General features: G+C 65.8%; 7 protein-coding genes and 1 pseudogene. 7 read left to right on the plus strand and 1 reads right to left on the minus strand.

Annotation, left to right across the window (positions count from 1 at the left end; all coding sequences use genetic code 11):
• Window positions 1–138 precede the first annotated feature (138 nt).
• The 7 genes from B0E41_RS00685 (at window position 139) to B0E41_RS00715 (ending at window position 9,145) form a co-directional block, all read left to right on the plus strand.
• Window positions 139–2,307, plus strand: coding sequence for an acetoacetate--CoA ligase (locus B0E41_RS00685; protein ID WP_077327670.1), 2,169 nt, complete (start codon window positions 139–141; stop codon window positions 2,305–2,307).
• Complete coding sequence (locus B0E41_RS00690; protein ID WP_077327673.1) at window positions 2,291–2,635, plus strand: hypothetical protein; 345 nt, start codon at window positions 2,291–2,293, stop codon at window positions 2,633–2,635. Before B0E41_RS00685 ends, B0E41_RS00690 begins: the two co-directional genes overlap by 17 nt.
• Window positions 2,636–3,035: 400 nt before the next feature.
• Entirely contained in the window at window positions 3,036–4,826 is a 1,791-nt protein-coding gene (locus tag B0E41_RS00695) for a DUF1566 domain-containing protein (protein ID WP_143433595.1), read from the plus strand.
• Window positions 4,823–5,626, plus strand: coding sequence for a response regulator transcription factor (locus B0E41_RS00700; protein ID WP_253194515.1), 804 nt, complete (start codon window positions 4,823–4,825; stop codon window positions 5,624–5,626). Before B0E41_RS00695 ends, B0E41_RS00700 begins: the two co-directional genes overlap by 4 nt.
• Window positions 5,623–7,479 (plus strand): hybrid sensor histidine kinase/response regulator, encoded by a 1,857-nt coding sequence (locus B0E41_RS00705; protein WP_077327679.1) that lies wholly within the window; start codon window positions 5,623–5,625, stop codon window positions 7,477–7,479. Before B0E41_RS00700 ends, B0E41_RS00705 begins: the two co-directional genes overlap by 4 nt.
• A gap of 29 nt (window positions 7,480–7,508) precedes the next feature.
• Entirely contained in the window at window positions 7,509–8,027 is a 519-nt protein-coding gene (locus B0E41_RS00710; protein WP_077327683.1) for a DUF1993 domain-containing protein, read from the plus strand.
• A gap of 122 nt (window positions 8,028–8,149) precedes the next feature.
• A complete protein-coding gene (locus B0E41_RS00715; protein WP_077327686.1) occupies window positions 8,150–9,145 on the plus strand; it encodes a tripartite tricarboxylate transporter substrate binding protein in 996 nt (331 codons plus the stop codon).
• Window positions 9,146–9,382: 237 nt separating this feature from the next.
• Here the strand turns inward: B0E41_RS00715 and B0E41_RS26385 are convergent.
• Window positions 9,383–9,508, minus strand: a pseudogene (locus B0E41_RS26385) (IS630 family transposase); the annotation flags it as partial.

Genomic DNA, 9,508 nt, shown 5'->3' on the forward strand with positions numbered 1-9,508 from the left:
TTTGGAGCGGGTGGGGGCGGGACCGGTGACCATGGCCGGTATTGAACGGTTGTACAAAAAACTTGAACATCCGTACAAACCCTTGTGCGGCGCTGGCCGGCCCCGAACCAGAATGGCGCATCCGAGGAAGCCGCCCGCATGAAACCCACCGCGCCCCACGTCCCCCAGATCCGCCTGTACCAGGAATGGCTGGCCCTTCACAACGGCCTGCGCTTCGACAGCTACGACGCGCTCTGGCGCTGGTCGACCACCGAGCTCGATGCCTTCTGGCAAAGCATCTGGGATTATTTCGACCTGCGCTCGCCCACGCCCCACACGGCGGTGCTGGAGCGCAACGTGATGCCCGGCGCGCACTGGTTCCCGGGGGCGCGGTTCAACTACGCGCAGCAGGTGTTCAGGCACGTCCGGCCGGCGCACGACGCGGGCTTCAGTGCCATCGTCGGCCGCAACGAGAAGGGCCGCCACGTGGAGCTGTCGTGGCCCGAGCTGCAGCGCCAGGTGGCGTCGCTCGCGCTGCACCTGCAGGCCCAGGGTGTGAGGCCCGGCGACCGCGTGGCCGCCTACCTGCCCAACATCCCCGAGACCATCGTCGCCTTCCTTGCGGTGGTGAGCATTGGCGGCGTGTGGAGCGTGTGCGCGCCCGACATGGGCACCCACGCCGTGCTGGACCGCTTCCAACAGATCGAGCCCGTGGTGCTGATCGCCTGCGACGGCGTGACCTACGGCGGCAAGGACTTCGACCGCCTGGGGGTGGTGGCCGAGCTGCGCGCGGCGCTGCCGACCGTGCGCCATGTGGTGCTGCACATCCACCTGGCCGATGAACCCGCTGCGGTGGAACGCGCCTTGCAAGCCGCCGCGCCCTGCACCCCCTTCGCGCGGGCGACCGCGCGACACGACTCCATCACCGACGCCTTCGAACCGCTGTGGCTGCCCTTCGACCACCCGCTGTGGATCGTCTACAGCAGCGGCACCACCGGCCTGCCCAAACCCATCGTGCACGGCCACGGCGGCACGGTGATCGTGGCGCTGGCGCTCAAGACTTTGCACAACGACGTGGGCTGCAGCTACGCGCCCAACAGCTGGGGCGAGCGTTACCACTGGTACAGCTCGACCGGCTGGGTGATGTGGAACGCGCAAGCCAGCGGCCTGCTCAACGGCAGCACCTGCGTGCTCTACGACGGCAACCCGGGCGGCCCGAAAGACAAGCCCGACTGGACCACCCTCTGGCGCTTCGCGTCCGAACTCGGCGTGACCTTCTTCGGCGCCGGCGCGGCATTTTTTGCGAACTGTCTGAAGGCCGGTGTGGACCTGTCCGCGTGCGGTGATTTGTCGGCCGTGCGCGCGCTGGGCACCACCGGCTCGCCGCTGTCCGAAGAGGCACAGAACTGGGGCACGGCGCAGTTCCGCAAGCTGCGGGGCCGTTCACGCCCTCTCCCCCAGGGAGAGGGCAGGGGTGAGGGCCTCCCCGAGCCCGTTCCTTCGCCCATGGAAGACCAACCCGGCGACATCTGGTGGTGCAACATCTCCGGCGGCACCGACTTCGCTGGCGCCTTCATCGGCGGCAACCGCGAGCTGCCGCAGACACCGGGGCGCATGCAGTGCCGCTTGCTGGGCTGCGCGGTCGAGTCGTGGGACGAGCAGGGCCAGCCCGTGATCGACGCCGTGGGCGAGCTGGTGTGCGCGCAACCCATCCCGTCCATGCCGCTGTACTTCGTCGGTGACAAAGACAACCAGCGCCTGCTCGGCAGCTACTTCGACACTTACCCGCCCGGCCACGGCCGCAAGCCGGGTGGTGGTGATCTCGCCGCAGAAGCCGGCGCCGTCTGGCGCCACGGCGACTGGCTGCGCATCCACCCCGACGGCTCGTGCGTGATCTACGGCCGCTCCGACGCCACCATCAACCGCCACGGTCTGCGCATGGGCACCAGCGAGCTGTACAGCGCGGTCGAGGCCTTGCCCGAGGTCTTGGACAGCATGGTGGTGGACCTCGAATACCTGGGGCGCGAGAGCTACATGCCGCTGTTCGTGGTGCTGCGCCCGGGGCTCACGCTCGACGACGCGATGCGCGCCAAGATCAACAACGCCATCCGCACTGCGCTCTCACCGCGCTTCCTGCCCAACGCCATCTTTCAGGTGGCCGAGATCCCGCGCACGCTTTCGGGCAAGAAGCAGGAGCTGCCGATCAAGAAGCTCATGCTCGGCCAGCCGCTGGAGAAGGTGATCAACCGCGAGGCCATGGCCAACCCGGGGTGCCTGGACTGGTATGTGGACCTCGCGCGCCAGCGGGCCGATGCCCCTCAAGCCTGAAGTCCCCGGCTCGAAGGGCTTTCCGGTCCTGAACATGTTGAAACGGTTTGATACTGGTCACGGCGCCTGCTTTGCTCAACACTTGCAGCTGGTCGCGTTGCTGTTCGCCTTGCCGGCATGCAGCAGTCGATCAGATTGGAGGACCAAGATGAACCGTGGTATTTCTCCTGTGCCGCCTGAAGGCTTGATGGAGCCTCTGGACATTGATCTGGAGAGCCTGGACCATGCGTTGATGGACCTGCTGACGAGCGATTGGCAGACCCTGGAAGACGACGGCGAGCCGCTGGACGCGGCTGAGGTTGCCCCACGGCTCAGCCCGACGGCCTGAGAGGCTGAGACGCCGTGGCGGGCGTGGTCGAACCCCACGACCTGCGCAGGGGCACCAACGAGGTGTTTCATGTGGCCGAGCTTCCGCGCAGGCTCTCGGGCTTGTGAGTTGCAGCGCGTTTGTCACCGTGCGCTGAGCGGCACGTTGTGAGTGCGCGGCTATGGCCGCGAGCCCTTGCTCGCCCCTTGAAGACAGGGCTGCGGCCCTGAGAAAAGTCATGTCGAACGTCATGACCAATCGGTGACCTTTGGCACTGCCCCAAGCTGGAGTGGCTCCCTAGCATCCTGGGGTGCACAACATTCAACACCCGCGCATCGCAGCGTGGTCTGAAGTGGGGAGATCGTTTCCTGGACGCTGGATTCCTGTGGCACATCACATCGTTGTTCACCGGAGTGCCGTCTTGAAATCCTCACTTGTTGTCTCTTCCGCCAAGTTGGCGCTCTGCACCCTGGTGCTGGGCTTGTCGCTTACCGCCTGCGGAGGCGGCGGTTCAACGACGGCCGAAACCGAAACCCCCGCCAAGGCGGCACCCAGTTTCCAGCCCACCAGCAGCGAGCCACCGAGCGAGCAGACCATTGCCCTGCAAAAGGAAGGCGCGCGTTTGAACAGCGACGAGCTGGCCCAGATCGCCAAGACCGGCGTGCTGCCCAAGGCTTTTGAAGGCCAGCTGCTGAGCGGAGCGGAGCAGGCCGGCGGTCAGAAACTGGCCACGACGCTCGCCGCCGTCTACCGCTTCTTCAACACCCAGACCGGCGCCCACTTCTACACCACCAGCACCGCTGAGCGCGACAACGTGCTGGCCACGATGCCGTTCATGACGCTGGACGGCACGGCGTTCCACGCCGCCAGTGTCTTCGTGCCCGGGCTGAGCCCGGTCTACCGCTTCTACAACACGCAAACCGGGGTGCACTTCTACACCATCAGCCAGGCCGAGCGCGTCAGCGTGTTGGCCAACCTGCCGCAGTTCACCTACGAGGGCGTGGCGTACTACGCCAGCACCATGGGCGGCACCGGCTACACGCCGCTGTACCGCTTCTTCCATGCGGCCAAAGGGTTCCACTTCTATTCGGCCAGCGCGGCCGAACGCGACACCATCATCGCCACGCTGCCGCAGTACAGCTACGAAGGCATCGGTTACTACGCGCTGGCCAGCGACTGGCTGACCCCTGCCGTGCCGCACAGCAGTGTCGCCAGCAGCCAGTGTTACGGGGCAGGCAGCGACGGCTTTCTGCCCTGCGCCAACCCGGCCACGGTGGCACTGAACCCGCAGCAGGATGGGCACCGTGTCACGATCAATGCCATGAGCTACAGCCTCGTGGCCGGCCAGAGTGCCAGCGAATGCGTGCGCGACAACATCACCGGCCTGGTCTGGGAAATGAAAACCGCCAGCGGGTTGCGCAGCGGCACAGCGACCTACAGCAACAGCGGGGGCGGTGCCGCCACCGACAGCAGTGGTTACGTGACGGCCATCAATGGCTTGAAGCTGTGTGGTTTCAGCGACTGGCGCATGCCCTCGGTTCATGAACTGATCGGCATCATGGATTTCGGGGTGGGCGGCTCAGGCGTAAAGATCAGAGCCAGCAACTTCCCCTTCACGAACGCCGGTTTCTACTGGGCGGCCGATACCTCCATTCCGGGCGGCGGTGATGGTTCACAAGCCTGGATCGTAGGCTTTGGCAGCAACACGGCGACGACCAGCTGGATGGGCAAGGTGAACGCGACCGGCGTGCGTCTGGTGCGTGGCGCGCCGTGGACCGGGCAGCGCTACGTGATCGGCTCAGTGAGCTATCCGGGCGATGGCGCCAACAACGTGGTGCTCGACCGGAAGACAGGCCTGACCTGGCGGCGTTGTGTCGAGGGTTCCACCTGGGCGGGCAGCACCTGCTCGTCTGCGCCCAGCGGCTTTTCGCAGGAAGCGGCGCTGGCGCACACCCTGGGCGCGCTGGCCGCATGGCGGGTGCCCAATGTGAAGGAGCTGGGCTCACTGGTCGACTATTCTGGCTCGCCAAGCAAGGCCTACGACCCCTACATCTTTCCAGGCGCCGCTGTGTCCGGCGTCTGGGCGTCCACCCCGTATGTGAACTCGAGCAGCACGGCGACGGCGGTGATCTTCAGCACTGGGCAGGTGGCGACGGCCAGCCGCTCTTCGCAGTTTCAGCTCAGGCTGATCAGCAACATTCCACAGTTTTGAGCCCGCGTCCCGCCGGCTTCATGGCCCTATCCACGGCCACCGCGGTCTGGTACCGTGAACCGGGCACGGGCATGGAGCGTCCACGTCTGCACACGGGTTCGGACCCCATCGCGATGAACAAACCCGCACACAGCACCGAGTGGATGGCACAGGCCTACGAGGCCTCCCAGGCGTTTGCACGCCCGTCAGGCATCCTCATCGTGGACGACCACGACCTGGTTCGCCTGGGCTTGCGGGCGCTCATCGCGTCGCAAACCAGCCAGGCGGGGACCGCCATTCAGGTGTTCGAGGTGAAGACCTTGGCCGCCGCCATCGAGGTGTGCGAGGCCAACCGGACGGCCATTGACCTGGTGTTCCTCGACCTGGAGCTGTCGGACAGCACGGGTCTGAGCGGGCTGGCGACCTTCAAGGCCGTGCATCCCCAGGTCATGGTGGTGGTGCTGTCCGGGGAAAGTGATGGCCCGACCATCAAGGGCGCGCTCCAGCTCGGCGCAGCCGCCTACCTGCGCAAGACCTCGGACCTGACCGAGGTGATTGCCTTCATCCGTTCGCGCGGGCTGCTGTCGAATGCCCATGGGCCGTCGCCGCAGATCGCCGAAGCCCAGCCATTGGCCGTGCCGGCCACGGGCCTTTCCTCGCGCCAGACGCAGATCTTGGGGCTGGTGCTGCAAGGCATGAGCAACCGCGAGATCAGTGAAACCGCCTGCCTGGCCGAGGGCACCATCAAGAACCACCTGTCTTCCATCTTGCTGCACTTCGGTGTGCGTTCGCGCGCCCACCTGATCAGCCTGCTGCGATGACGCCGGCCCACTGGCGGCGGTGGGTGCCCGCCGGCTGGGGTTGGCCCTCGCCCAGGTCGCCGCTGCAACAGCGGGTTCACGAGGAACAGATCGCGCTGTTCCTGAGCACGTCGATGATTTCGATCATGAGTGCCATGTTGCTGGTGACCGCCATCTTTGCGGCCGTGGTCTACAGCCGATTGCGTCAGCCCGGCGTGATCGGGTGGGCCGCCCTGATGTACCTGTGCCTGTTCATCCGCTATCTCTGGACGCGCCCCTATCTGGACGCTCCGCTGAGGGCGGCCAAGGACCCCCACTGGTTGCCGGTTTACCTCGTGCTGCAGTTCCTGAATGGGCTGGGCTGGGGGTTGACGCCGTGGATGTTCATCCATCCCAGCGACCCGTCATTGATCGTGTTCATCTTCCTGGTCATCGGGGGATTGATCGGCGGCTCCACCGCGGCTGCGGCCTCGGTGAAGTCCATCTACTTCGCGTTCGCTTTGCCGCTGATGGTGCTGTCCACGGTGGCGCTGGCCGTGCAACCTGAGCTTGTCTACCGCGTGTGCAGCGTGTTCACGGTGCTCTTCATGCTGGCCACCACCCGCTTTGTCCAGCGGTTTCACAACGTGTTGACCGAGTCCTTCACCATGCGCCTGGAGAAGCTGGCGCTGGTCGACAAACTGGCCCAGCAGGTGACGCTGGTCGAAGCCGCCAGCCACGAGAAGTCCCGGTTCATGGCGGCGGCCAGCCACGACCTGCGCCAGCCCCTGCAGGCGATTGCCCTCTTCACTGCGGCTTTGGAGCAGGCGCTGCAGTCCACCACACATCACCTCACCGCCTCCCGCCTGCAGATGTCGGTCCATGCCCTGGGCACCTCGCTGGACACCATGTTGGACATCTCGCAGTTGGACGTCGGCCTGGTCCGGCAAGAGATCCGTCCTGTGGCGGTGACGTCGGTGTTCCATGCGCTCGACAACGTCTTCCAGCCCCAGGCCATTGAGCAGGGCCTGGAGTTGCGCATCCGCGCCAGCAAGCTGTGGGTCGCCTCAGACCCCCAGTTGCTGGAGCGCCTGTTGGCCAACCTCGTGAGCAATGCGCTGAAGTACACCGCTGCTGGGGGTGTGCTGGTGACGGCACGCCGGCGCGGTGAACGCGTCTGGGTGGAAGTGCGGGACACCGGCATCGGCATCCCGCCCGAGGACCATGAGCGCATCTTTGACGAGTTCTTCCAGCTCGACAACCCGGGGCGCGACCGCCACAAGGGGCTGGGCATCGGGCTGTCGATCGTGCGCCGCCTGTCCCGCCTGCTGGAGCACCCCGTGTCGGTGAGCGGCCGGCCCGGGCGCGGCAGCTGTTTTCGCGTCTCGTTGCCACCGGTGTCGGCCCGCGCCCTGGCCGTGGCCGAGGCCGGCCCCCGACGCCGCGCCGAGTGGTTGCCTCGGCGTGTGCTGCTGCTCGACAACGAAACCGACATCCTCGAAGCGGTCACCGTGTTTCTCAAATCCTTCGGCATCACCGTCGTTGGCGTGACCCAGGTCGCTGCGGCGCGCGCAGCGCTGGCGCAAGCCCAGGGCGAGCCAGGTTTCGACCTGCTGATGTGCGATTACAGGCTGTCGGCCGGAGAGGACGGCCTGCAGTTCCTGCTGGACATGCGCCAGTGCATGCCGTCCCTGCGGCTGCTCATGATGACGGGCGAGACGGTGCACGAACACCTGCCGCGCATCCGGCATTCCGGCATTCCCGTGCTGCACAAACCCGTGAAACCCGACGCCCTGCTGGACGCGCTGTGTGCACTGGGGCCGGCGGCCGCGCCGACCACGGCCGATCCACCACCGATGTCCATGCAGAACCTCGGCGGGTCACAGGGCGCGTAGCATGCGGCCTTTTCTCCACCCGAAGCACCATGTCCATCACCCTCTCCTCCGCCAGCCTGCCCGTCTTTCAGACCGCCCTGTCCAACCTGCTGCACTGCCTGAACAAGGCCGAGGCCAACGCTGCCGCGCGCAAGTTCGACGCGAACGTGTTGTTCGCCGCCCGCCTGGCGCCCGACATGCTGCCGTTCGCGGCGCAGATCCGCATCGCCTGTGACGCGGCCAAGAACGGCACCGCGCGGCTCGCGGGCATCGAGGCGCCAAAGTTCGACGACAACGAAACCACCTTCGCCGACCTCAAGGCCCGCATCGCGAAGACGCTCGAATGGCTCGCCACCGTGCCCGCCTCGGCCATCGACGGCCGCGAAGAGGCCGACATCACCTTCCCCATCGGCCGCGACAAGACCCGCACCATGACCGGCGAGGCCTACCTCAAGCACTACGCCCTGCCCAACATGTTCTTCCACATCGTCACGGCCTACGCCTTGCTGCGTCACAACGGCGTGGACGTGGGCAAGGCCGACTACATGGTGGGTGCGGCGGTCGTCTGAAAGGCGGGGTCCCCGGCGCGACTGAAATCACGGTCTCTCCGGGGTTCATCGGCTTCACGCGCTGGCCGACTGTGGCTATGGTGGGGGTGTTCGACACACCGACATCCACCACGGAGACACGCATGAGCACTCGCCGCCCCATCAACCTGAGCCGCCGCCAGATCCTCACCACCGCGGCCGCCATCGCCGCACCGGCCATCCTGCCGGCCCACGTGTTCGCGCAGGACAAATTCCCCTCGCGCCCCATCAAGCTCATCGCGCCCTGGCCCACCGGCGGCAGCAGCGACGCCGTCATGCGCGCCTTCGCCGAGAGCGCAGGAAAGGCCCTGGGCGCCACGGTCATCATCGAAAACAAGCCCGGCGCCGGTGGCACGCTCGGCGCCTCCGCCATGGTCACGGCCGCGCCCGACGGCTACACGCTCACGCAGCTGCCCCTGGGCATCTACCGCCTGCCGCACATGCAGACCATGGGCTTCGACCCGGTCAAAGACATCACCCACATCGCCTGCCTCACCGGCTACACCTTCGGCATCGCCTGCACCGCCGACGCGCCGTTCAAGACGCTGAAAGACATGGTGGCCTACGCCAAGGCCAACCCCGGCAAACTCGAATACGGCCACACAGGCACCGGTACCACGCCGCACCTGGCCATCGAAGAGTTCAGCCACAAGGCCGGCATTGAACTCAACCCGATCCCCTTCAAGGGCTCGGCCGAAATCATGCAGGCCATTCTGGGCGGCCACATCCGCGTCATGAGCGGCACCACCGAGTTTGCGCCGCATGTGCAGAGCGGCAAGCTGCGCCTGCTCGCCACGCTCGGCAGCCAGCGCAACAAGGCCTTCCCCGACGTGCCCACCGTGAAGGAAAGCGGCTGGGACACCATCAGCGAATCGCCCTTCGGTATCGGCGGCCCCAAGGGCATGGACCCGGCCGTGGTGAAGGTGCTGCACGACGCATTCAAGAAGACCCTGGAAGACCCGGCCGTGCTCGCCACGCTCGACAAGTTTTTCCAGCCCGTGATCTACATGAACAGCGCCGACTACACGGCGTACGGCGAGCGCACCTTCAAGGCCGAGAAGGCGACGATTGAGCGGTTGGGGTTGGCGAAGAAGGGGTGATCGAGCGGGGTTTCAAAGGCTGTATTGAAAGGGCGTCTCTGGCGCCCTTTTCCCTTTTTAAGCCAAGCCCATTTGTGAGACTTCTTGTTGGGATTGGAGCCTCAAACGAAATATGACCGCAGTGAAGAAATAGCTGACGAGCGATACCGTGCACACATTGAAAACCTGCGCGCCTACCCTTGGCTTGGTTTCGTGCCAAGCATGGCAAGGTCACTGTTCTGTCAAACGTGCGCGCTCCTAGTGTCCTGTCCCGCTGATACGTGAACAAAGTCGATGCAGCTTTTCAAGGATGGAATCGGCAGTGGCGGTCCACCTGAACGGCTGGCAGTTTTCGTTGTGAGCGGTGACGAAGTGGTCGATGCG

The organism is Hydrogenophaga sp. A37, from assembly GCF_002001205.1.
GTDB lineage: Bacteria > Pseudomonadota > Gammaproteobacteria > Burkholderiales > Burkholderiaceae_C > Hydrogenophaga.

Bases quoted from the DNA above. Each gene is read 5' to 3' on its own strand.
- B0E41_RS00685 (WP_077327670.1), top strand. From the start codon at position 139: ATGAAACCCACCGCGCCCCACGTCCCCCAGATCCGCCTGTACCAGGAA.
- B0E41_RS00690 (WP_077327673.1), top strand. From the start codon at position 2,291: ATGCCCCTCAAGCCTGAAGTCCCCGGCTCGAAGGGCTTTCCGGTCCTG.
- B0E41_RS00705 (WP_077327679.1), top strand. From the start codon at position 5,623: ATGACGCCGGCCCACTGGCGGCGGTGGGTGCCCGCCGGCTGGGGTTGG.
- B0E41_RS00710 (WP_077327683.1), top strand. From the start codon at position 7,509: ATGTCCATCACCCTCTCCTCCGCCAGCCTGCCCGTCTTTCAGACCGCC.
- B0E41_RS00715 (WP_077327686.1), top strand. From the start codon at position 8,150: ATGAGCACTCGCCGCCCCATCAACCTGAGCCGCCGCCAGATCCTCACC.